We start from the raw sequence: 21,566 nt of genomic DNA, 5'->3' as shown, positions 1-21,566 counted from the left end.
CAAAGCATGCTCGGGGAGACGGCCGGTTGGCCGAGCTCGACCTGCTGCGCTTCCTCGCCGCCCTGGCGGTCGTCGCCTTCCACTACCTGGTGGCCTTCGCCTCGGTCTGGGGGGCCAGGCCCGCCGCGCTGTTCCCCGCGCTGGCGCCCTTCGCCGGGCTGGGCATCCTCGGCGTCGAGCTGTTCTTCGTCATCAGCGGGTTCGTCATCCTCATGACCGTGTGGGGGCGGGGGCTCGGGGCGTTCGCCCGGTCGCGGCTGGTGCGGCTCTACCCGGCGTACTGGCTGAGCCTGGGCGCGGTGGCGGCCCTGTACGGGCTGACCGGAGCCACCGCGCTGGACCCAAAACTTTCACCAGGGCAGTACCTGGTGAACGCCACCATGTTCCAGCGGCTGTTCAAGGTGGCCGACGCCAGCGGCGTCTACTGGTCGCTCTGGGCCGAGCTGCGCTTCTACCTGCTGATCGCGATCCTGGTGATCGCCGGCGTCACGTACGGGCGCGTTTTGGTCTTCTCGGGCGTCTGGCTGGCCGCCGCGCTGGCCGCCAGGTTCGTGGAGAACGATCTGCTGAAGGAGATCGTCATGCCCGACTACGCCCCCTATTTCGTCGCCGGCATGGCCCTGTATCTCATCCACCAGAACCGCAAGGCCCTGCTCCCGTGGCTGTACGTCGCCGCCGGATACGCCATGGCCATTCCCGCCGCGCTGGGCCGCGTGCACCGCCGCATCGACGCCGCCGGGTTCAAGAACATGCCCGTCACCGACACCAGCGTGATCGTCACCCTCACCCTGATCTTCGCCGCCATGGCCCTGGTCGCCCTCGGCCTGATCCGCCTCAAACCCTCCAGGACGCTCACCGCGCTGGGCGCCACCACTTACCCGCTTTACCTCTTCCATGGGGTCGTCGCGGCGGCGCTCATCCCGCTGCTCACCGGCGACCTGCCCCCCTGGACGGTGGCCCTGGTCACGACGCTGGCCGCCGTCGTGCTGTCGTATCTGATCTACTCCTTTGCCGAACGGCCGATCCAGCGACTCCTCAAGCCCCGCAGATCACCGCAAACCACAACAAGCTCCGCCGTACAGATTCAGAAGGCGTCGGTGCCATAACTCTGTGGCCTCGGGGCACTGTGAAGGGCATAGGCTCGGGCATATAAACGGCGGATAGGCAGATCCGGACGAACAGAGGGTGTTGCATGACGGTGCGTCGGGTGATGGGCATCGAGACCGAATACGGCATCTCCGTACCAGGTCAGCCAGGCGCCAACGCGATGGTGACCTCCTCCCAGGTCGTGAACGCCTACCTGGCCGCCTCGGCGGCCCGCGCGCGCAGAGCGCGATGGGACTTCGAGGAGGAGAACCCGCTGCGCGACGCGCGCGGCTTCGACCTGGCCCGCGAGGTCGCCGATCCCAGCCAGCTCACCGACGAGGACCTCGGGCTGGCCAACGTCATCCTCACCAACGGGGCCAGGCTCTACGTCGACCACGCCCACCCGGAGTACTCCTCGCCGGAGTGCACCAACCCGCGGGCCGCGGTCATCTGGGACAAGGCCGGCGAGCGCGTGATGTACGACGCGGCCACCCGCGCCTCGGCGATCCCGTCCAACGCGCCGATCCAGCTCTACAAGAACAACACCGACGCCAAGGGCGCCTCCTACGGCTGCCACGAGAACTACCTGATGCGGCGGGCCACGCCGTTCGCCGACATCGTCCGGCACCTGACGCCGTTCTTCGTCTCGCGGCAGGTCGTCACCGGCGCGGGCAAGGTCGGCATCGGCCAGGACTCCCGCGGCGAGGGCTTCCAGATCAGCCAGCGCGCCGACTTCTTCGAGGTCGAGGTGGGCCTGGAGACCACGCTCAAGCGGCCCATCATCAACACCCGCGACGAGCCGCACGCCGACCCCGAGAAGTACCGCCGGCTGCACGTGATCATCGGCGACGCCAACATGTCGGAGATCTCCACCTATCTCAAGCTCGGCTCCACCGCGCTCGTCCTGGCCATGATCGAAGAGGGCTTCCTGACCCGCGACCTGGCCGTGGAGAACCCCGTTCAGTCGCTGCGGGCGGTCAGCCACGACCCGACCTGCCGCTACGAGATCCCGATGCGCGACGGCCGCAGGCTCACCGCCGTGCAGCTCCAGATGGAGTACCTGGAGCAGGCCCGCAAGTACGTCGAGGAACGCGGCACCGCCCAGGACGAGATGAACAAGGACGTCCTCGACCGCTGGGAGTCCGTGCTCACGCGCCTGGCCGAGGACCCGATGCAGCTCTCGCGCGAGCTCGACTGGGTCGCCAAGCTGGAGCTGCTGGAGGGCTACCGCACCCGCGACAGCCTGCCCTGGTCCCACCCGCGGCTGCAGCTCGTCGACCTCCAGTACTCCGACATCCGCCCCGACCGCGGCCTGTACAACCGGCTCGTGGCGCGCGGGCGCATGCAGCGCCTGATCAGCGAGGAGGAGGTCGAGCGCGCGATCGAGCTGCCGCCGACCGACACCCGCGCCTACTTCCGCGGGCGCTGCCTGAGCCAGTACAGCGAGTCGGTGGCCGCCGCCTCCTGGGACTCGGTGATCTTCGACATCCCCGGCCGGGAGTCCCTGCAGCGCGTGCCCACGCTCGAACCGCTGCGCGGCACCAAGGCCCACGTCGGCGAGCTCTTCGACCGCTGCCGCACCGCGGCCGAGCTGGTCGCGGCGCTGACCGGCACCGGGGAGTAGCCGGGGCCCCGGGCCGTCCCGGGGCTCACAGCAGGCCGATGCCGAGCGTCAGCGTGCCCGCGGCCAGCGACGCGCCGCCCACCGCGGTCAGCCAGATCAGCCGGTTCGGCTTGGTGTCGCGCGGACGCAGCACCGACAGGAAGAAGCCCAGCGGCATCAGGATGGGCGCGGCCACGATGAGCGTGCGCGTCAGCGCCTTCACGCCTTCGGACAGGCTCGCCTGGTCCACGTACACCATCGCGACCAGGCTGAACAGCACCAGGACGCCCGCGTGCGCGTGCCCGGCCCGCCACAGGCCCCTGCGGACGGGGTTGTCCAGATAGCCCGGCTCGTTGCGCATGAGGAAACGCAGCAGCGTCACGCCGCCGAACGCGACGCCGGGGACTGTGATGAGGAGCACACCTGCCGTGTGCAGCGACGAAGGCGACATGTCGGGATCTCCTTGTGTAGAGGTGGATCCATTATTGGATAGGAGTGCTATCCAGTCAAGCCGCCAAGATCGCAGGGTGTTCGACGCGAAATGTCGTCCGGTTCGGGGAAGATATGCCTTAGAGGCAGTCCCCCAAGCGGAGGTAGGACATGGCAACCAAGGACACCGGCGGGCAGAAGCAGACCGGCCGGCGTGAGGCCGAAGTTGAGGAGACCGAGGCCTCGGCGGCGCCGGACGTGCAGGAGCGACAGGAGAAGCTCACTGACGATGTCGACGCGATCCTGGACGAAATCGACGAAGTACTCGAAGAGAACGCAGAGGAATTCGTGCGTTCCTATGTGCAAAAGGGTGGCGAGTAGGGCCAGTAGGGCCTTGTCCTCACCGCTCTGACCATGGGGAAGGAGGAGCCCCGGCCGATGCGGCCGGGGCTCACTCCTCTGGCACTCAGCCAGGAGTTCGGTCGGGCGCCGTGTAGTCGACCGCCACGCCGAGCAGCCGGACCGGGCGGTCCAGGTCGAAGCGGCCCAGAGCGGCGAGCGCCGCCTCGGTCAGCGCGCCGGCGTCGGCCGTGGGCTCGGGGAGCGTGCACTGCCGGGTACGGGTCAGGAACGGGGTGAAGCGCACCTTGACCGTCACCCGCGCGCAGAGACGCCCCGCCGCCACGGCGTCGCGGGCGACCTGCCCGGCGAGGTCGGCCACCTGGCCGGCGACGGCCTCCCGATCGGTGAGGTCACGGGGAAAGGTGATCTCGCGGCTGTGACCGCGGGCCACCCAGGGAGTGGTGTCCACCTCGGCCTCGCCCTTGCCGAGGGCCAGGTAGTGGAACCAGGGGCCGTTCACCGGGCCGAAGGCCCGGGCCAGCTCGGCGGGGTCGGCGGCGGCCAGGTCGGCGACCGTGCGCAGGCCGAGCCCGGCGAGCTTCTTCGCCGTCCGGGCGCCGATGCCCCACAGCGCGTCGGTCGGCCGGTCGTTCATCACCTCGGCCCAGTTCTCGCCGGTCAGGCGGTAGACGCCGGCCGGTTTGGCGAAGGCCGAGGCGAGCTTGGCCTGGTGCTTGTTGTCGCCGATGCCGACCGAGCAGCTCAGCGTGGTGCGGTCGAGCACGACCCGCCGCAGGTCGGCCGCCAGCGCCTCGGGGTCGTCGGTCGTGGCGCCGACGAACGCCTCGTCCCAGCCCCAGACCTCCACCAGCACCGGCAGCTCGCGCAGGGCGGCCATGACGCGCTCGGAGGCGGCCTCGTAGGCGGGCGGGTCGCTGGGCAGGAAGACGGCGTCGGGGCAGCGCCGCAGCGCGGTGCGCAGCGGCATGCCGGAGTGCACGCCGTGCGCGCGGGCCTCGTAGGTGGCGGTCGCGGCGACCGTGCGCGGCTGGGCGGGGTCGCCGGAACCCCCCACGACGACGGGCCTGCCGCGTAGCTCGGGATGGCGCAGCAGCTCGACGGCGGCGATGAACTGGTCGAGGTCGACGTGCAGGATCCAGGACCTGGCCATGAGTCCAGTATGCGAGGCGGGCCGCCCCGGGGTCACAGCAGCCGGTCGTCGCGGTAGACCAGGGCGCGGCGCGGCACGGCCCAGCGGGCGGCGCCGAGCGGCGGCTCCTCGCCCTCCGGCACGACGGCCTGGATGAGCGCGTCCGGCGACTCCAGGGTGATGAGGGTGTGGGTGCCCATGTTCTCCAGGACGGAGACCACGCCCGGGAAGGCGTCGGGGCGCTCGGCGGGGGACAGGTCCATGTACTCCGGGCGCACGCCGTACGTCACGGGGGCGTCGTCGTCCGGGGTCAGGCCGTCGGGCAGGGGGCGCAGGGCGCCGGCCACCTTGAGCCCGGAGCCGGTGACCTGGGCGGGCAGCAGGTTCATCGGGGTGGAGCCGATGAAGGAGGCCACGAACGTGGTGGCCGGCCGGTGGAAGATCTCCGCCGGGGTGCCGACCTGGATCATCGAGCCCCTGGACATGACGGCGATACGGTCGGCCAGCGCGAGCGCCTCGGCCTGGTCGTGGGTGACGAACACGGTGGTGACGGCCAGCTCCCGCTGCAGCCGCTTGAGGAAGGTGCGCGCCTCCAGACGCAGGCGGGCGTCGAGGTTGGACAGCGGCTCGTCGAACAGGAACGCGGCCGGATGGCAGGCGATCGCGCGGGCCAGCGCCACCCGCTGCTGCTGGCCGCCGGACAGCTCGGACGGACGCCGCAGCAGCAGCTCGGTGAGGCTGAGCCGGGCCGCGACCTCGGCCGCCTTCTCCGTCCGGCGGGCGCGGGGGACCTTCCTGATGCGCAGCGGGTAGGCGATGTTGGCGGTGACGTCCATGTGGGGGAAGATCGCGTAGTCCTGGAAGACCATGGCGACGTCGCGCTCGCCCGGCGGCAGCGCGGTGACGTCCTTGCCGTTGATGGCGACGGTCCCGGAAGTGGGGGTCTCCAGGCCGGCGATGCTGCGCAGGAGGGTGGTCTTGCCGCAGCCGGAGGGGCCGAGCAGGGCGAAGAACTCGCCGTCCTCGACGGTGAGGGCGAGGTCGTCGAGCGCGCGCACGCCCCCGGGGAACACCTTGGTCAGGCCGTGCAGGGAGATCAACGCTTGATTCCTCCGTGGAAGCGGAAACCGTACCGCTGGGAGACGAACAGGTACATCAGCACCACCGGCAGGGAGTACAGCAGCGAGAAGGCGGAGATGAGGTCGAGCCGGGGCGCGCCGCCCTCGGTGTAGAGCGTGTAGAGGATGATCGAGCCGGGCGCCTTCTCGGGGTCGCGCAGCAGGATGAACTGGAACAGGAACCCGCCCCACACGCTGGCCAGCGCCCACACGGCGATGGTGGCCAGCCCCGGCCGGACGAGCGGGACCACGATGTGCCGCAGGATCTGCAGCGACGAGGCGCCGAAGACCCGGGCCGACTCCTCGTAGGAGGTGGGCGTCTCGTCCATGAAGTCCTTCAGGATGAAGATCGCGGCGGGCAGCAGACCGGCCGAGACCACGAGGACGACGCCGAGATGGGTGTCGATGAGGCCGAGCCGGGTGGCCAGCTCGAAGATCGGCACCATCGCCGCGGTGCCGGTGACCACGGACGACAGCAGCAGGAGCAGGTAGAGCAGCACGTCGCGGCCGGGCAGCCGCACCCGCGACAGGGCGTAGGCGGCCAGCGCCGACAGGACGACGACCAGCACCGCCGCCCCGCCCCCCTGGATGAGTGAGTTGCGGATCGAGCCCAGCGCGTACGGGTTGTCCAGGACGGCGGCGAAGTTGCGCAACGTGAACTCGGGGATCGACGTGGTGATCGTCGGCGTGTCGTCGAAGGGCGCGCTGGCCAGCCAGAGCATGGGCAGCGCGAAGAAGGCCAGGACGACGGCGACGAACACGGTGGCGGCCAGCCGTCCGAGCGTGTGGCGGATCATGCGGGCGGTCCTCCGGCGGCGGCGACCTCCCGCGTGCGGCGACGTCCGCGCAGCAACCGCAGGTAGGCCAGGGCGAAGACGAGGTTGATCAGCAGGATGAGGAAGGAGATGGCGGCGCCCACGCCGAGCTGCCCGTCCTGGAGGGCGACGCGGTAGACGTACACGGGCAGGATCTCCGAGCGGCCCTCGGGCCCGCCGCCGGTCAGCACGAACGGCGTGAAGTCGTTGAACGTCCACAGGCTGATCAGCAGCAGGTTCGTCAGGACGTGCCGCCTGATGGCGGGCAGCACCACGTCGCGCAGCTGCTGCGGCACGCTCGCGCCGGCCAGCCGGGCGGTCTCCAGGTGCGAGGGCGGCACGTTCTCCAGGGCGGCCGAGTAGAGCATCATCGAGAACGCGGTGCCGCGCCACACGTTGAAGACGATGATCGACAGCAGCGGGTAGTCCAGCAGCCAGGCGAACCCGGGCGTGTGCAGCAGGGCGTTGAGCGTGCCGTCGTCGCGGTCGAGCAGCGCGAACCACAACATGCCGACCACGGTGCTGGGCAGGATCCACGACAGCAGCACCGCGCCCTCGACGACCCGGCGCAGCGGGCCGGTGCGCGAGCGCAGGATCCAGGCCAGGGCGAAGCCCAGCCCGGCCTGCCCGACGACGGCCGAGCCGCCGACGTACAGCAGGGTGAGCCACAGCGAGGACAGGAATCGGGGGTCGGCGAGCGCGGCGGTGTAGTTGTCCAGTCCGACGACCTGGGGGTCGGCGGCGGCCAGGCCGGTCAGCCGGTAGTCGGTCAGGCCGAGGTAGATGGTCCACAGGGCAGGGAAGAGCAGGAAGACGCCGATCAGGACCAGGGCGGGCAGGACGAACGCGACCGCCCCGCCCCGGCCCAGTCCGGCGGCGTCAGCCGCCGACGTTGGCCGCGCCACCGACCAGTCCCTCCAGCTTGCTCCGGTACGCCGCGGCCGCCTCTTCGGCGCTCTTCCCGGCCACCACGGCCGCGGTGGCCTCCTGCAGGGCGGTGGAGACCTGCGGGTAGACGGCCAGGCCCGGCCGGTAGGCGGTGATGGGCAGCACCTCGTCGGCGACGAACTTGAGCATGGGGTCGGCGCTCAGCACCTCTTCGTTGACGTCGGTGCGGGCGCTGACGCGGGCCTGCCCGGCCAGCTGCGACTTGGTCGCGGCGGCCGAGTGCATGAAGGCCAGCAGCTCCCAGGCCGCCTTGGGGTTCTTGGAGAAGGGGTTGAGCACGCGGACCGCCCCGCCGGACATGCTGACGAAGTCCTGGCCGCGGATGCCGCCGCCGGGCTGCCTGGCCGGGATCTTGGCGTAGCCGACGACCTGGTCGCGGTCGGGCATGGGGGCGACCCCGGCCTTGGGCTCGATGACCGAGCGCCAGAAGTAGTCGCTCTCGGCCAGGATGGCGATCTTGCCGGCGGCGAACTGCGCGAAGGACTTGTCGCGGCCCTTGGCCTCCTGCTGGAGCTTGGGGTCGCCGAGCCCGCTGCCGCCGTAGACCTGCTGGTAGAAGCCGAGGACGTCCTTGACGGCCTGGGAGGCGCCGGTCCACTTGCCCGAGGCGTAGATCTCCGCCCCGGCGCCGGCCAGCAACGGCAGCACGCCCTGCATGGTGGTGGCCTCGCCCATGGCGGTGCCGGCGTCGATCTGGAGGGGCGTGGGCACCCCGGCGGCCTTGAGCTTGACGCCGGCGTCGATGATCTGCTGCCAGCTGGTCGGCTGCCAGGTCTCGGGCAGCCCGGCCTTCCTGAACAGCGCCTTGTTGTAGTACAGCACGCGGCCGTCGGTGCCCTGGGGCAGGCCGTACTTCTTGCCGTCGAAGATGCCGAGGCCCTGGACGGCCTGCGGGATCTGCGACCAGCCCTCCCACTGCTCGACGCCGGCGCCGCCGACCTCGGTGAGCGGCTTGATGTATCCGGCCTGGGCGAACTCGCCGACCCAGATGCCGTCGAGGTCGATGACGTCGGCCCCGGTCCTGGACTTGAGGTCGAGGGCGATCTTGGTCTTGTACTGCTCGTCGTCCACGCCGTTGCCCTGGAAGAGCACCTTGACGTTCTGGTGGGTCTTCTCGAACTCGGGGATGACCCACTTCTTGATCCAGGCGGCGGACTCGGAGTTCTTGCCGCCCTCGATGGAGTTGGCGGTGATGGTGAGGGTGATGCTGCCCCCGGACTGGGTGCCGGAGCCGCAGGAGGTGAGGGCCAGGACGGCTGCGGCCGCGACGAGCGCGGGCCGGCTGGGAAGTCGCAAGTCGGCCTCCTGTTCAGGACGTGCAGACATACCGACAATCGCACGGGGTGTGGCGGGCGTAAAGAAACGATCTGATGAACGGTTCGCCGTGAGCTGATCGTGGGAAGTGCAGACAGCAACGCAACATGAGTAGGGTCGGCCTAGAGACACTGATGTTGGGAGGGAGTCGCGTGGCACCGAACAGGGATCTGCCCGTCGGCCTGGTGGACCAGCTTTTCCGAAACTCAGGGAACTCCTCGTTCACCGAGTTCGTCGGCTCTTACGCGCCCGAGTTGCTGCCGCAGCGTCACCAGGCGCTGGCCACTCCGATCGGCGACCAGGTCCCGCACGCGACCACGATCGTGGCCGCCACCTTCGCCGGCGGCGTGGTGATGGCGGGCGACCGGCGGGCCACGTCGGGGAACATCATCTCGCAGCGTGACATCGAGAAGGTGTTCCGCTCCGACGACTACTCGTGCATGGGCATCGCGGGCACGGCCAGCACCGGCATCGAGATGGCCCGCCTCTACCGCGTGGAGCTGGAGCACTACGAGAAGATGGAGGGCCGCACGCTCTCGGTGGCGGGCAAGGCCAACCGCCTGGCCACCATGATCCGCGGCAACCTCGGCATGGCGATGCAGGGCCTGGTGGTGGTGCCGCTGTTCGCGGCCTACGACCCCGACCGCGACGAGGGCCGCATCTTCAGCTACGACGTGGCGGGCGGCCCCTACGAGCGCGACCGGTACGACGCCATCGGCTCCGGCTCGATCTTCGCCCGCGGCTCGCTGAAGAAGCTCTACCGCGACGGCGCCTCGGCCGACGACATGGTGATGACGGTGATCCAGGCCCTCTACGACGCGGCCGACGACGACTCGGCGACCGGCGGGCCCGACGTGTCCAGGAAGATCTGGCCGATCGTGTCGATGATCGACGCCGACGGCTTCCGCAGGCTGACCGACCAGCAGGTGGCCGCCAAGGTCGAACAGATGCTGGAGGCGCGGATGATCTCGCCCGACGGCCCCATCGCCCCGCTGCGCTAGAAAGGACCACTGCCCGTGTCCATGCCTTTTGGATATGCGTCCCCTGAGCAGATCATGCGGGACAAGGCCGACTACGCGCGCAAGGGCATCGCGCGGGGCCGGTCGGTCGTCGTGTTGCAGTACGTCGACGGCATCCTGTTCGTGGCGCCCAACCCGTCGCGGGCGCTGCACAAGATCAGCGAGATCTACGACCGCATCGGGTTCGCCGCCGTCGGCCGCTACAACGAGTTCGAGGAGCTGCGCCTCGGCGGCATCCGCTACGCCGACATCAACGGCTACACCTACGACCGCTCCGACGTGACCGGCCGCGGGCTGGCCAACCTCTACGCCTCCAACCTGGGCCGCATCTTCACCGAGTCGATCAAGTCGCTGGAGGTGGAGGTCGTCGTCGCCGAGGTCGGCGACACGCCCGACGGCGACGCCATCTACCGGCTGACCTTCGACGGCTCGGTGTTCGACGAGCACGGCTTCGCGGCCATGGGCGGCCAGGCCGACGCCGTGGCCGGGCGGCTGAAGGAGCGCTACCGCGAGTCGATGTCGCTGGCCGACGCCCTTGAGGTGGCGCTGGCCGCGCTCACCGAGCCGGGCGGCGAGCGGCCGCCGGTCACCCAGCTGGAGGTCGCGGTGCTCGACCGCAACCGCGAGCACCGCAAGTTCCTGCGGCTGACGGGCGCGCGGCTGGAGCGCCTGCTCGCCCAGACGACGACGTCCGCCGCGCAGCCCGCCACCCCGCCCGAGGCCCCGCCGACCGGGCCCGCCGCGGAGTCGTCCGAGACGGCGCCTGAGACCCCGCCCGCCACGCCGCCCGCCGCGCCGCCGACCGGTCCGCCCACGGGCCCCGAAGGCGACGTCGACGACGGCTCCGGGCCGCTCTGAGCCTTCGAAGACCGCAGGGAAGGGGCGAGGGCCGCCATGACGGCTCTCGCCCCTTCCCTTGAGCTCACCGCCCGCGCCAGGGCTCGCGCTGTGTGACCTGTATCACCGGCATGGCGGTGAACCCCGGGGCGCGAGGTGGGATCTCAGCAAGCGTGAACACAACGATGCGCACCCTCCTCGCCGGCGGCACCGCCGCCGCCGCGCTGCTGGCCTCCGGCGTCGCCGCCCACGCCGCCACCGCCACCGCCACCGCCACGGCGAGCCAGGCCGCCACCGCCTACCCGGCGTACAAGAAGCCCGCGATCTTCGGCACGAGCTTCCAGGCCGACCCCGGCCACGACTTCACCAAGGGCATCCACTCCCGCCGCAACGGCATCCTGCGCGGCTGGATCACCGACGTGCGCGACGGCGTCGCCGAGTACGAGCCCATCAAGTGGAAGCGGTCCAAGACCACCGAGGGCTACTTCGTCGGCCCGCCCGAGGGCGACGTGACGGCCTACGCCTCCCCGATCGCCAAGGACGTCGTCTTCCTGTCGGCCTACGGCTGCAAGCCGGTGATGGCGGCCATGACCGTCGACCGCAACACCGGCCTGGGCGCCAAGCGCTGCCCCGCGTCCGTGCTGGTCAAGCGGCACGACAAGCAGCGGCAGCCGTCGCTCATCACGGTGCACCAGGGCAAGATCGTCAAGGTGCAGGAGATCTACACCCCGTGATCCCGGCTCCGCGCTTCGCGGGGGCGGGCGCGGACCTGGTAAAACCCACCCAGCAAATCTGGCAAATGGGACGTCCGCCGGAAAACACCTGTGAAGATCTCTCCCGATCGCCGATCCGTGGGCATAGTGTGAGGTGATGGATCGTCGCATCTTCGGGCTGGAGAACGAGTACGGCGTGACCTGCACGTTCAGGGGACAGCGCAGGCTGTCCCCCGACGAGGTCGCGCGCTACCTGTTCCGGCGGGTCGTGTCCTGGGGCCGATCGAGCAACGTCTTCCTCCGCAACGGCGCACGTCTCTACCTCGACGTGGGCAGCCATCCTGAGTACGCAACACCCGAGTGTGACAACGTCATCGAACTCGTCACCCACGACAAGGCGGGCGAGCGCATCCTTGAGGGCCTTCTCGTCGACGCCGAGAAACGCCTGCGCGAAGAGGGCATCGCGGGTGACATCTACCTGTTCAAGAACAACACCGACTCGGCCGGCAACTCCTACGGCTGCCACGAGAACTACCTGGTGGGCCGGCACGGCGAGTTCGGCCGTCTGGCCGACGTGCTGATCCCGTTCCTGGTGACCCGGCAGATCGTGTGCGGGGCGGGCAAGGTGCTCCAGACGCCGCGCGGCGCCGTCTACTGCGTCTCGCAGCGGGCCGAGCACATCTGGGAGGGCGTCTCCAGCGCCACCACCCGGTCCCGGCCGATCATCAACACCCGCGACGAGCCGCACGCCGACGCCGAGCGCTTCCGCCGCCTGCACGTGATCGTCGGCGACTCGAACATGAGCGAGACCACGATGCTGCTCAAGGTCGGCGCGACCGACCTGGTGCTGCGCATGATCGAGGCCGGCACGGTGATGCGCGACCTGTCCCTGGAGAACCCGATCAGAGCCATCCGCGAGGTCTCCCACGACATGACCGGCCGCCGCCGGGTGCGCCTGGCCAACGGCCGGGAGGCCTCCAGCCTGGAGATCCAGCAGGAGTACCTGTCCAAGGCCCAGGACTTCGTCGACCGGCGCGGCGGCGACGCCATCACCCGCCGGGTGCTGGAGCTGTGGGAGCGCACGCTGCGCGCGGTCGAGACCGGCGACCTCGACCTGGTCTCGCGCGAGATCGACTGGGTGACCAAATACCAGCTGATCGAGCGCTACCGCAAGAAGTACGACCTGCCGCTGTCCTCGCCCAGGGTGGCCCAGCTCGACCTGGCCTACCACGACGTCCACCGCAAGCGCGGCCTGTTCTACCTGCTGCAGAAGCGCGGCTCGGTCGAGCGGGTGGCCTCCGACCTGAAGATCTTCGAGGCCAAGTCGGTGCCGCCGCAGACCACCAGGGCGCGCCTGCGCGGCGAGTTCATCCGCAAGGCGCAGGAGAAGCGGCGCGACTTCACCGTCGACTGGGTTCACCTGAAGCTGAACGACCAGGCCCAGCGCACGGTGCTGTGCAAGGACCCCTTCCGCAGCGTGGACGAGCGCGTCGACAAGCTCATCGCCGGCATGTGAGGCAACGGCCGGGGCGTGGTGTTTACCTCGGCCCTACCTCGATGTCGGGTAGGGTGACGCGAATCTGACGTCTTTTCCGAGGGAAGTCCATGCGCCGCGCTCTGGCCGTACTGGCAGCCGTGCCTTTGATCTTCGTCGCCGCCGCGTGCGGCGACACCGACGCCGGGGCGAACGGAGGCGCCACCACCGGCACCGACGCGGCCGGGCTCACCGTCACCGGGAACGTGGGCGTCAAGCCCACGGTGACCTTCCCCGCCGGCTCGCCGGCGACGAAGTCCTCCTACAAGGTGATCCAGCCGGGCACCGGCCCGGAGGTCAAGACCGGCGACAAGCTGATCGTCAACCTGACCGTCTACAACTGGGACGGCAAGGGCAACGCGATCCAGGGCTCCTCCTACGACACCAAGCAGCCCGAGACCGTCCCGGTCAACGAGCAGCTGCCGCAGGTGCTGCGCGACGGCTTCACGAAGGTCAAGCACGGCGGCCGGCTGCTGGCCGTGCTGGCCAACGACTCGGCCCCGGCGGGGCAGGCCACGGCCGGCGCCGAGCCGACGAAGGTGTTCGTGCTCGACGTGGTCGGCGCCCGGCCCCCGGCGCTGAAGGCGGCCACGGGCAAGGAGACCGGCCAGACCCTCAAGGGCGTCAAGGTGGACAACCCGGGTGGGGAGAAGGCTCCGACGCTGACCACCAAGACCGGCGAGAAGCCGTCCAAGGAGCTGGTGGTCAAGACCATCATCGAGGGCACCGGCGCCAAGGTGCAGCCCACCCAGACGCTGACCGTCCACTACACGGGCAAGATCTGGGGCACCGACAGCCAGTTCGACTCCAGCTGGGAGCGCGGCGAGCCGGCCGAGTTCCCGCTCGCGAACGTGATCCAGGGCTGGCAGAAGGGCCTGGCCGGGGTGCCGGTCGGCAGCCGGGTCGTGATGAGCATCCCGCCGGACCTCGGCTACGGCGACCAGGCCCAGGACAAGATCCCCGCCAAGAGCACGCTGGTGTTCGTGGTCGACGTGCTGGCGGCCTCCTGACCGGGTGATCTCCTGACGGGCCGTCCGACGACGCGGTAGCATCTCGTGGCCCGGTGGCGTCTCGCCGCCGGGCCACTTTGTCGTGGGAGGGCAGATGCGCCGCCGTACGATCGTGCCGTCGCTGGCGTCGCTGCTGCTGCTGGCCGCCGCCTGCACGGGCCCGACGGCCGGCGCGCCCGCGCCCAAGGCGGCGGAGAAGCTCGACCTGAAGGTGGGCGGCGCGTTCGGCGCCCGGCCCACGATCGTCTTCCCCGCCGGCCGGCCCGCCGCCGATCTCCAGGTCGACGAGCTGACCACGGGCGGCGGCGACCGGCTGGGCGACGACGACGTCGCGGTCGTCCAGTACACCGCGCACGTCTGGGACGGCCGTGACAACCGCCTGGTCGACTCCAGCTTCAACCGGGGCGCCCCGGCGGCCTTCCCGGTGGGCTCGCTGCTGCCGGGGCTCGGCAGGGCGCTGCGCGGCCGTACGGTGGGCAGCAGGGTGCTCGCGGCAGTCCCGCCCGACCAGGGCTTCGGCGCCACCCCGCCGCGCGGCGTCGGCCCGGCCGACGACCTGGTCTACGTCGTGGACATCCTGGGCGCCCACCGCAAGGGCGCCTCGGTCGAGGCGGCCGGCGGGTCGCTGGCCGGCGTCCGGGTGACCGGCGGTGAGCGGCCGAAGGTGTCGATCCCGGCCGCCGCGCCGCCGCGCGCCTTCGCCGCCAAGGTGCTGCGGCGGGGGAGCGGCGGCCCGGCGCGGGCCGGGCAGCTCCTGGTCACCCAGTACGAGGGCGCGATCTGGGCCCGGCGCGCGGTCTTCGACGCCACCTGGTCGACCGGCCTGCCGAAGGCGTTCCGGATCGGCGACGGCACCGTGATCAAGGCGTGGGACAAGGCGCTGGTCGGCGTGCCGGTCGGCAGCCGGGTGCTGATGGTCGTCCCGCCCGCCTACGGCTACGGCGCGCCGGGCCATCCCGCGTACGGGATCAAGGGCTCCGACACCCTCGTGTTCGTCGTGGACGTCCTGGCCGCCTACTGAGGCTCCGTAGACTCCGGCTGTGAGCACTGACGACGACCTGCAGGCGCTCGGCCTGCTGCACGACCCCGTGCGCCGCAGCCTGTACGAGGCCGTGACGGCCGGCGGCGGCGACGTCGGCAGGGGCGAGGCCGCCGAGGCGGCCGGCGTGTCCAGGACGCTGGCCGGCCACCACCTCGACAAGCTCGTCGAGGCAGGGCTGCTGGAGAGCGGCTTTCGCCCCCAGGACAGGAAGGGCCCCGGCAGCGGCCGCCCGGCCAAGGTCTACCGCAGGGCCAAGGGCGAGCGCACGGTCAGCCTGCCCCCGCGCGACTACGCGACGCCCGCCGCGGTGCTGGCCGACGTGGTGGAGCTGCTCGGCGCCGAGGAGCAGGCCGAGCAGGCGGCCCGCCGGGCGGGCGCGCGCATCGGCAGGGGGCGCGGCGGCGAGCCCGTCGGCCGGGTGCTGCGCGAGCGCGGCTACGAGCCCTACGACGAGGGCGGCGCGCTGCGGCTGCGCAACTGCCCCTTCCATCTGCTGTCGCAGGAGCAGCCGCTGCTGGTGTGCTCGATGAACCTGGCGCTGTGCCAGGGGCTGCTGGAGGGCATGGGCGAGGACCCGGGCAGGGCGCGGCTGGATCCGCGGCCGGGGGAGTGCTGCGTCTCGCTTTCTAAAACAAATGAAGATTGACATAGAGGCCGCGAGAGTGATGTGCTGAGCCCCATGCATCTGGCCCAGCTCAACGTCGCGCACCTGCGCGCGCCCATCGACGCCCCCGAACTCGCCGAGTTCGTCGCCCTGCTCGAACCCGTCAACGCCGTCGCCGACGAGGCCCCCGGCTTCGTGTGGCGGATGAAGGAGAGCGAGAGCGACCCCACCGCCACCGTCGTGCACGACTTCGGCGACCACCTGCTGATCAACTTCTCGGTGTGGGAGTCGCTGGAGACCCTGTGGGACTTCACCTACCGCAGCGTCCATCTGGGCGTGCTGCGCCGGCGCAGGGAGTGGTTCCTGCGCGTGGCCGAGCCGTACATGGTGATGTGGTGGGTGCCCGAGGGGCACATCCCGTCGCTGGCCGAGGGCATGCGGCGGCTGGAACGCCTCAGGACCGAGGGGCCGAGCCCCGAGGCGTTCACGTACAAGGACTCCTACGACAGCAGCGAGGCCGCCAGCCTGCCCGCCGCCGCCGAGGTCAGGAAGTAGGGCAGGTCCTCCTCCAGGCCCCTGCCCATGGTGGACAGCTTCACGGGCGCGGCGCGCAGCGCCTCGTGCAGGCCGTCCACCGGCACCGGCACCAGCCGGTGCCGGGCCGCCAGCGGCCCGGCCTGCTCGCGCACCCGCTCGCCGAACGCGCCGGGCAGCTGCGGCACCGCCACGTCGGCCGGCGAGAGCGCGACCCGGCCGTAGGCGGTCAGCGAGTGGTGGGAGACGCCGACGTGCCGCTCGCGCGCGTCGCCCTCGCTGACCCGCAGCGCCGCCACCGGACGGCCGCCCAGCACCCCGGCGGCGTTGACCGCCTCGCCCGCCGCCACGCCCGAGAAGCCCCAGCGGGTGCCCGTCCCCAGGTTGCCCGGGCCCTGCGTGACGATCGCCACGTCGGCCCGCAGCACGTGCCTGGCCGCCAGCAGCCCGGTGTGGACGGTGACCGTCTCGACGTCGCCGCCGAACGCCTGGCCCGTCGTCACCACCCCGGCCAGCCAGCCGGTCTCGCGCAGCCGGGCCGCCGACATCGAGAACCAGGCGGGCAGCGCGCCGCCGTCCTGCATCACGTACGCCACCCGCGGGCCGGGGGCGCCGTCGTACAGGCCGGACAGGATCGGGGCCAGCGCGGAGTGCAGATCGGCCACGATCACCGGCATCCCGGCCAGGTCGTCGGCCTCGCTCAGGACGTCGTGGAACGGCGAGTCCTGCTCGTCGGCGCCCAGCACCGTGGCCTGCAGCGGCGTGTAGCGGGCCTTCACCAGGTGCCCCGGACCCACCGGATCTTGCGGCAAACGGTTCGGGACGGCCACCACCATGGCGTAACCTCCCGTACCGAGACCCATCGCGAGTGCGGTCGTGTTGAGCAGCACCTCGTCACCGGGTTCCGGGCGGCCCACCAACGGGGGGTAGGCCAGTGCCCGGCACTCACCTTCGGGAACGGCGACGTCCAGCTCCACCGCTCCCGGCCACTCGCGTCGGATCCGGACAACCTCGCCCTTGCGCCATCTGATCACGGGGGCAGGGTAGCGTCGATGAAGGAGGAGTGAGGCAGATGTCGCGCCGTAAGACCGAGCGGTTGCTGAATCTGGTGATCTGCCTGCTCGCCACCCGTCGCCCGCTGTCGGCCGAGCAGATCCGCCAGGCGGTTCCCGGCTACGACCGCGACGGCGACGAGGCGTTCCAGCGCATGTTCGAACGCGACAAGAACGAGCTGCGCGAGATCGGCATCCCCATCGACGTCGTGCGCGACCCGTGGGAGGACGAGCCGGGCTACCGCATCGACCCGCAGTCCTACGAGCTGCCGGAGATCACCCTGGAGGCCGACGAGGCCGCCGTGCTGGGCCTGGCGGCGCAGGTGTGGCAGCGGGCCAGCCTGGCCGAGGCCGCCTCGGGGGCGCTGCTGAAGCTGCGCGCCGCCGGCGTGGCCACCGACGAGCCGGTCGGCGGCCCGATCGGCGGCGGCGCCCTGGAACTGCGCGTCGACACCCGCGACCCAGCCTTCCCCGCCCTGTGGGACGCCGTGCGCGACCGCCGCGTGGTGCGCTTCGACTACCGCGCCTCCGGCAGCGAGACCGTGCGCGCCCGCACCGTCGAGCCGTGGGGCGTGGTCAGCCGGCGCGGGCGCTGGTACCTGGCCGGTTTCGACCGCGACCGCGCCGCGCCGCGCGCCTTCCGGCTCAGCCGCATCGCCGGGCCGGTCACCGCCCTCGGCCGCCCCGGCGTGGTCGAGGTGCCCCACGGGGTCGACCTGCGGGCCATGGTCGGCTTCCCCGAGGAACCCGTGGACGAGCGCGTCGCCGTCATCCGGGTGCGCCGGGGAACCTGCGAGGGCCTGCGCCAGCTCGCCAGGGCCGTGCACCCGCGCGAGGACGGCTGGGACGAGGCCGAGCTGGCCTTCGCCGACCCCGAACGCCTCGCGGGCTGGATGGCCAGCCTCGGCGCCGACGTCGAGGTGGTCGGGCCGCCCGACGCCCGCGAGGCCGTCATCCGCCGACTGAAGGGAGCCCTGGCATGAGCGGTTCGGCTGACCGGCTGCCCAGGCTGCTGGCGCTGGTGCCGTACCTGATGTCCCACCCGGGGGCCCAGGTCGGCGAGGTCGCCGAGGTCTTCGGGCTGAGCGAGAAGCAGCTCATCGACGACCTGCAACTGGTGTGGATGTGCGGCCTGCCCGGCCACACCCCCGGCGACCTCATCGACGTCTCCTGGGACGGCGGCGAGATCATCATCGACAACGCCGACACCATCGCCCGGCCGCTGCGGCTCGGCATCGACGAGGCCAGCGCGCTGCTGGTCGCGCTGCGCATGCTGGCCGCCACGCCCGAGCTGGCCGACGTGGCCGCCGGCGACGCGCTGCCGCGCGTGGTGGCCAAGCTGGAGCGCGCCGCGGGCGAGGGCGCGGCCACCGTCAGCAGCCAGGTCGCCTTCGACGTCGAGGCCGCCCCCGACGCGCTCGGCCGGGTGCGCGAGGGGCTCACCGCCCGGCGCCGGCTGTCGCTGCGCTACTACGTGCCCGGGCGCGACGAGGTCACCCCGCGCGAGGTCGACCCGACCCGGGTCGTGGTCGCCGACGGCCGCACCTACCTGGAGGGCTGGTGCTACCGGGCCGAGGCGATGCGGCTGTTCCGGCTCGACCGGGTGCTCGGCGTCGACGTGCTCGACGTGCCGGCCGACCCGCCGGCCGAGGCCGAGCCCATCGACGTCACCCGCGGCGTCTTCCGTCCCTCGCCGACCGACGAGCTGGTCGAGCTGGAGGTCAGCGCCGCCGGGCGGTGGGTGGCCGAGTACTACCCGTGCGAGGAGGTCACCGAGCTCGGTGAAGGACGGCTGAAGATCTCGTTGCGGGCGCGTGACGAGGACTGGATCGTCAAGCTGGCGCTGCGGCTCGGCGACACCGGCCGGGTCGTCTTCCCGCCCGCGATGGCCGAGACCGTGCGCGGGGAGGCCGAGCGGGCCCTGGCCCTGTACGCTCAGCACCCATGACGTGGATCTTCTTGGCCGCCGGGCTGGTCCTGGCCGGGCTGGCCGTGCTCGGCGTCGCGGGCGCCAGGGCCGCCGCCGCGGCACGTTCCCTGAAGAGGGAGGTCGCCGCGGCGAAGGCGCGTCTGGACCGGGGGCAGGTCAGATTGACGCCCCGGAAGGATGAGACCACGGCCCCTGGGGGCGTACCATCGGGGCTGAAGACCGGCACTCGCTGATAAAGGACGTTTCATGTCGAACCTTGGAGTTCCCGAGCTCCTGATCATCGCAGGCGTGCTCGTCCTGCTGTTCGGTGCCAAGAAGCTGCCCGACGTGGCCAGGGGCGTCGGCAGGTCGCTGCGCATCTTCAAGTCGGAGACCGCCAAGCTCCGCGATGACGACGACGACACGCCCCACACCACGGTCCAGGCGCAGCCGGCCCCGGCTCCGGCCCAGCAGGCCGCACCGCAGCCGATCACCCCCGCTCCCGCCCCGGCCCCCGCCGCCGCCCCGGCGCTCTCGGCCGAGGAGCAGGCCCGCCAGCTCGAGGAGCAGGCCGCCCGCCTGCGCGCCAGCGCCGCCCAGGCCGACAAGCAAGGCTGACCCCCCTTCCTCCTCCTTCACCCCTGGACGTGCGAATGGCGCTGCTCAAACGGTCGAGAGATTCCGGATCGGCCCCCGACCCCGAGGGCCGGATGCCGCTCATGGAGCACCTGCGCGAACTGCGCAACAGGCTGCTCATCTCGGTTCTCGCGGTGGTCGTGGGCATCGTCGTCGGCTGGATGCTGTTCGACCCGGTGTGGGAGGCGCTGCGCGCGCCCTACTGCGAGACGGTGCAGTCGCGCCAGCTCAACGGTCACTGCAGCCTGGTCTACAACGGCATCTTCCAGTCCTTCTTCATCACCCTGAAGGTCTCGGCGATGGTGGGCGTCGTGGTGGCCTCACCGGTCTGGCTCTACCAGATCTGGGCCTTCGTCACCCCGGCCCTCTACCGCAACGAGAAGCGCTACTCGATCGCGTTCCTCGGCCTGGCCGTCCCGCTGTTCGTGTTCGGCGCGGGCCTGGCCTACGTCATCATGGACACCAGCCTCGGCATCCTGCTGAGCTTCTCGCTCGAGGACACCGTCGCGACGATCTCGATCGACGAGTACCTCGACTACGTCCTGATCATGTTGATGATCTTCGGCGTGTCGTTCGAGCTGCCGCTGCTGCTGGTCTTCCTCAACGTCATCGGCGTCCTGTCCCACGCGACCGTGAAGAAGCACCGGCGTACGGTGATCTTCGCGATGTTCGTGTTCGGGGCGGTCATCACCCCCGGTGGCGACCCGCTCACCATGATGGCGCTGGCCGCGCCGATGATCATCCTGTACTTCCTCGCCGAGCTCTTCATGTACGTGCGGGAACGCCGCAGGCCCGCGGGCGAGGACTTCTCGCACCTGTCCGACGACGAGGCCTCGCCGCTGGCGGACGCCCCGTCCGACGCCGCGTCCGACGCCGAGGATTCCGACGGCGCCCGATAGGCGATAGGTTCCGGGCGTGGCCCCCCAAATCGCCCTGCTCGTCAACCCCGCCGCACGCGGCGGGCGCACCCTGCGACTGCTCGAACCCGTCGCCCGCCGGTTGCGGGCCGGCGGCGCCGAGCTGTCGGTGATCGTCGGCGCCGACGCCGCCGACGCCCTCGAACGTGCCTGCACCGCCGTCGCCGAGCGCCCCGACGCGCTGGTCGCCTTCGGCGGCGACGGGCTGGTCCACCTCGCCGTCCAGGCCGTGGCGGGCACCGACGTGCCGCTCGGCATCATCCCGGCCGGCACCGGCAACGACTTCGCCGCCGCCCTGGGGCTGGCGCGCGACCCGCTGGCCGCGGCCAGGACCGTGCTGCGGATGCGGGCCCGGCCGGTCGACGCGGCCCGCGTACGGGCCGGGGAGTCGGAGGAGCTGTTCGCCGGGGTGCTCTGCTGCGGCTTCGACTCACGCGTCAACGAACGCGCCAACCGCCGCACCTGGCCGCCCGGCAAGGGCCGCTACCTGGTGGCGGTGGCCGAGGAGCTGCGCGCCTTCCGGCCCATCCCGTTCCGGGTCACCCTCGACGACGGGGAGGTGGTCGAGCAGGAGGCCATGATGGTCGCCGTGGCCAACACCCGCTCCTACGGGGCCGGCATGCGCGTGTGCCCCGACGCCTCGCCCGACGACGGCCTGCTCGACGTGATGATGGTCGGCGCGGTGTCCAAGGGCGAGTTCCTGCGCGTCTTCCCCGGCGTCTACCGGGGCACCCACGTGGGGCACCCGGCGGTGTCGGTGCGGCGGGCCCGCCGGGTCACGCTGGAGGCGGCCGACGTGGTGGCCTACGCCGACGGCGAGCGCGTGGGGCCGGTGCCGGTCAGCTGCGAGATCCAGCCCGGCGCGCTCCGCGTGATCACCTGATCCACGACGTGAAGGCTGTTCGCCGCGGGCCGAGTCCGCCGGGACGGACCGGAATGGCGATTTCGGTAGGC

The 21,566-nt window shown here is 71.4% G+C and carries 24 protein-coding genes; 17 read left to right on the top strand and 7 right to left on the bottom strand.

Translation table 11 applies throughout. The features are described from left to right. Positions 1–26 precede the first annotated feature (26 nt). Together ACIBK9_RS15995 and dop are read left to right on the top strand one after the other, a co-directional pair. A complete protein-coding gene (locus tag ACIBK9_RS15995) occupies positions 27–1,106 on the top strand; it encodes an acyltransferase family protein (RefSeq protein WP_397158719.1) in 1,080 nt (359 codons plus the stop codon). An 86-nt stretch (positions 1,107–1,192) separates the two neighbouring features. Then, entirely contained in the window at positions 1,193–2,710 is a 1,518-nt protein-coding gene (gene dop / locus ACIBK9_RS15990; RefSeq protein WP_358299020.1) for a depupylase/deamidase Dop, read from the top strand. Positions 2,711–2,735: 25 nt separating this feature from the next. Here dop and ACIBK9_RS15985 read toward each other — a convergent pair whose 3' ends face one another. Beyond that, positions 2,736–3,140 (bottom strand): hypothetical protein, encoded by a 405-nt coding sequence (locus ACIBK9_RS15985; protein ID WP_352327589.1) that lies wholly within the window; start codon positions 3,138–3,140, stop codon positions 2,736–2,738. A gap of 149 nt (positions 3,141–3,289) precedes the next feature. Between ACIBK9_RS15985 and ACIBK9_RS15980 the strand changes: the two genes are divergently transcribed. After that, the gene (locus tag ACIBK9_RS15980; protein ID WP_132622197.1) at positions 3,290–3,499 is read left to right on the top strand and encodes a ubiquitin-like protein Pup; all 210 of its coding nucleotides are present in this window, start codon (positions 3,290–3,292) and stop codon (positions 3,497–3,499) included. A gap of 85 nt (positions 3,500–3,584) precedes the next feature. Here ACIBK9_RS15980 and ACIBK9_RS15975 read toward each other — a convergent pair whose 3' ends face one another. Genes ACIBK9_RS15975 through ACIBK9_RS15955 form a run of 5 tightly spaced genes read right to left on the bottom strand, consistent with a single transcriptional unit; the run spans position 3,585 to position 8,787 of the window. Then, on the bottom strand, positions 3,585–4,631 hold the full coding sequence (locus ACIBK9_RS15975) for a DNA polymerase IV (RefSeq protein ID WP_397158716.1): 1,047 nt from the start codon (positions 4,629–4,631) through the stop codon (positions 3,585–3,587). Positions 4,632–4,663: 32 nt separating this feature from the next. Next, a complete protein-coding gene (locus ACIBK9_RS15970; RefSeq protein WP_397158714.1) occupies positions 4,664–5,710 on the bottom strand; it encodes an ABC transporter ATP-binding protein in 1,047 nt (348 codons plus the stop codon). Continuing rightward, positions 5,707–6,525 carry a carbohydrate ABC transporter permease gene (locus ACIBK9_RS15965; RefSeq protein WP_352364067.1) on the bottom strand — a complete coding sequence of 273 codons (819 nt, stop codon included), beginning with the start codon at positions 6,523–6,525 and terminating at the stop codon, positions 5,707–5,709. Before ACIBK9_RS15965 ends, ACIBK9_RS15970 begins: the two co-directional genes overlap by 4 nt. After that, complete coding sequence (locus ACIBK9_RS15960; protein WP_397158712.1) at positions 6,522–7,448, bottom strand: carbohydrate ABC transporter permease; 927 nt, start codon at positions 7,446–7,448, stop codon at positions 6,522–6,524. The genes ACIBK9_RS15965 and ACIBK9_RS15960 overlap by 4 nt, the downstream gene beginning before the upstream one ends. Further along, positions 7,423–8,787 carry an extracellular solute-binding protein gene (locus ACIBK9_RS15955; RefSeq protein WP_397158710.1) on the bottom strand — a complete coding sequence of 455 codons (1,365 nt, stop codon included), beginning with the start codon at positions 8,785–8,787 and terminating at the stop codon, positions 7,423–7,425. The genes ACIBK9_RS15960 and ACIBK9_RS15955 overlap by 26 nt, the downstream gene beginning before the upstream one ends. A gap of 170 nt (positions 8,788–8,957) precedes the next feature. Between ACIBK9_RS15955 and prcB the strand changes: the two genes are divergently transcribed. From prcB to ACIBK9_RS15915, 8 genes are all read left to right on the top strand, one after another. After that, positions 8,958–9,806 (top strand): proteasome subunit beta, encoded by an 849-nt coding sequence (gene prcB, locus ACIBK9_RS15950; protein ID WP_397158707.1) that lies wholly within the window; start codon positions 8,958–8,960, stop codon positions 9,804–9,806. A gap of 21 nt (positions 9,807–9,827) precedes the next feature. After that, positions 9,828–10,682, top strand: a complete 855-nt coding sequence (gene prcA / locus ACIBK9_RS15945; protein WP_397158705.1) for a proteasome subunit alpha — start codon at positions 9,828–9,830, stop codon at positions 10,680–10,682. Between the two features lie 152 nt (positions 10,683–10,834). Continuing rightward, positions 10,835–11,395 carry a hypothetical protein gene (locus ACIBK9_RS15940; RefSeq protein WP_397158703.1) on the top strand — a complete coding sequence of 187 codons (561 nt, stop codon included), beginning with the start codon at positions 10,835–10,837 and terminating at the stop codon, positions 11,393–11,395. A 136-nt stretch (positions 11,396–11,531) separates the two neighbouring features. Further along, on the top strand, positions 11,532–12,890 hold the full coding sequence (pafA, locus tag ACIBK9_RS15935) for a Pup--protein ligase (protein ID WP_125642647.1): 1,359 nt from the start codon (positions 11,532–11,534) through the stop codon (positions 12,888–12,890). Between the two features lie 119 nt (positions 12,891–13,009). Then, positions 13,010–13,918 (top strand): FKBP-type peptidyl-prolyl cis-trans isomerase, encoded by a 909-nt coding sequence (locus ACIBK9_RS15930; RefSeq protein WP_397158701.1) that lies wholly within the window; start codon positions 13,010–13,012, stop codon positions 13,916–13,918. Positions 13,919–14,012: 94 nt separating this feature from the next. Next, positions 14,013–14,939, top strand: a complete 927-nt coding sequence (locus ACIBK9_RS15925; RefSeq protein WP_397158699.1) for an FKBP-type peptidyl-prolyl cis-trans isomerase — start codon at positions 14,013–14,015, stop codon at positions 14,937–14,939. Positions 14,940–14,958: 19 nt separating this feature from the next. Beyond that, positions 14,959–15,606: a helix-turn-helix transcriptional regulator gene (locus ACIBK9_RS15920; RefSeq protein WP_397158697.1), complete on the top strand. Its 648-nt coding sequence runs from the start codon at positions 14,959–14,961 to the stop codon at positions 15,604–15,606. Between the two features lie 33 nt (positions 15,607–15,639). After that, positions 15,640–16,119: a DUF3291 domain-containing protein gene (locus tag ACIBK9_RS15915; protein ID WP_357977352.1), complete on the top strand. Its 480-nt coding sequence runs from the start codon at positions 15,640–15,642 to the stop codon at positions 16,117–16,119. Here the strand turns inward: ACIBK9_RS15915 and ACIBK9_RS15910 are convergent. After that, positions 16,065–17,132 (bottom strand): DUF3866 family protein, encoded by a 1,068-nt coding sequence (locus ACIBK9_RS15910; protein WP_387680262.1) that lies wholly within the window; start codon positions 17,130–17,132, stop codon positions 16,065–16,067. The two genes, ACIBK9_RS15915 and ACIBK9_RS15910, sit on opposite strands and share 55 nt — an antisense overlap. Before the next feature lie 38 nt (positions 17,133–17,170). Between ACIBK9_RS15910 and ACIBK9_RS15905 the strand changes: the two genes are divergently transcribed. The 6 genes from ACIBK9_RS15905 to ACIBK9_RS15880 are packed head-to-tail and all read left to right on the top strand — an operon-like array spanning position 17,171 to position 21,495. Beyond that, positions 17,171–18,133, top strand: a complete 963-nt coding sequence (locus ACIBK9_RS15905) for a WYL domain-containing protein (RefSeq protein ID WP_358299042.1) — start codon at positions 17,171–17,173, stop codon at positions 18,131–18,133. Then, the gene (locus ACIBK9_RS15900) at positions 18,130–19,098 is read left to right on the top strand and encodes a helix-turn-helix transcriptional regulator (RefSeq protein WP_397158694.1); all 969 of its coding nucleotides are present in this window, start codon (positions 18,130–18,132) and stop codon (positions 19,096–19,098) included. Before ACIBK9_RS15905 ends, ACIBK9_RS15900 begins: the two co-directional genes overlap by 4 nt. Further along, positions 19,095–19,313, top strand: a complete 219-nt coding sequence (locus ACIBK9_RS15895) for a hypothetical protein (RefSeq protein ID WP_397158692.1) — start codon at positions 19,095–19,097, stop codon at positions 19,311–19,313. The genes ACIBK9_RS15900 and ACIBK9_RS15895 overlap by 4 nt, the downstream gene beginning before the upstream one ends. Positions 19,314–19,326: 13 nt before the next feature. After that, entirely contained in the window at positions 19,327–19,677 is a 351-nt protein-coding gene (tatA, locus tag ACIBK9_RS15890; RefSeq protein WP_358299048.1) for a Sec-independent protein translocase subunit TatA, read from the top strand. Between the two features lie 35 nt (positions 19,678–19,712). Beyond that, positions 19,713–20,594 (top strand): twin-arginine translocase subunit TatC, encoded by an 882-nt coding sequence (tatC, locus tag ACIBK9_RS15885; protein WP_364341932.1) that lies wholly within the window; start codon positions 19,713–19,715, stop codon positions 20,592–20,594. Between the two features lie 16 nt (positions 20,595–20,610). After that, a complete protein-coding gene (locus ACIBK9_RS15880; RefSeq protein ID WP_352364096.1) occupies positions 20,611–21,495 on the top strand; it encodes a YegS/Rv2252/BmrU family lipid kinase in 885 nt (294 codons plus the stop codon). Positions 21,496–21,566: the final 71 nt, after the last annotated feature.

Origin of the sequence: Nonomuraea sp. NPDC050227, from assembly GCF_044459705.1 — a bacterium.
GTDB lineage: Bacteria > Actinomycetota > Actinomycetes > Streptosporangiales > Streptosporangiaceae > Nonomuraea.
Note: the sequence above shows the minus strand (reverse complement) of the source record. Positions and strands in the feature narration are given on the sequence as shown.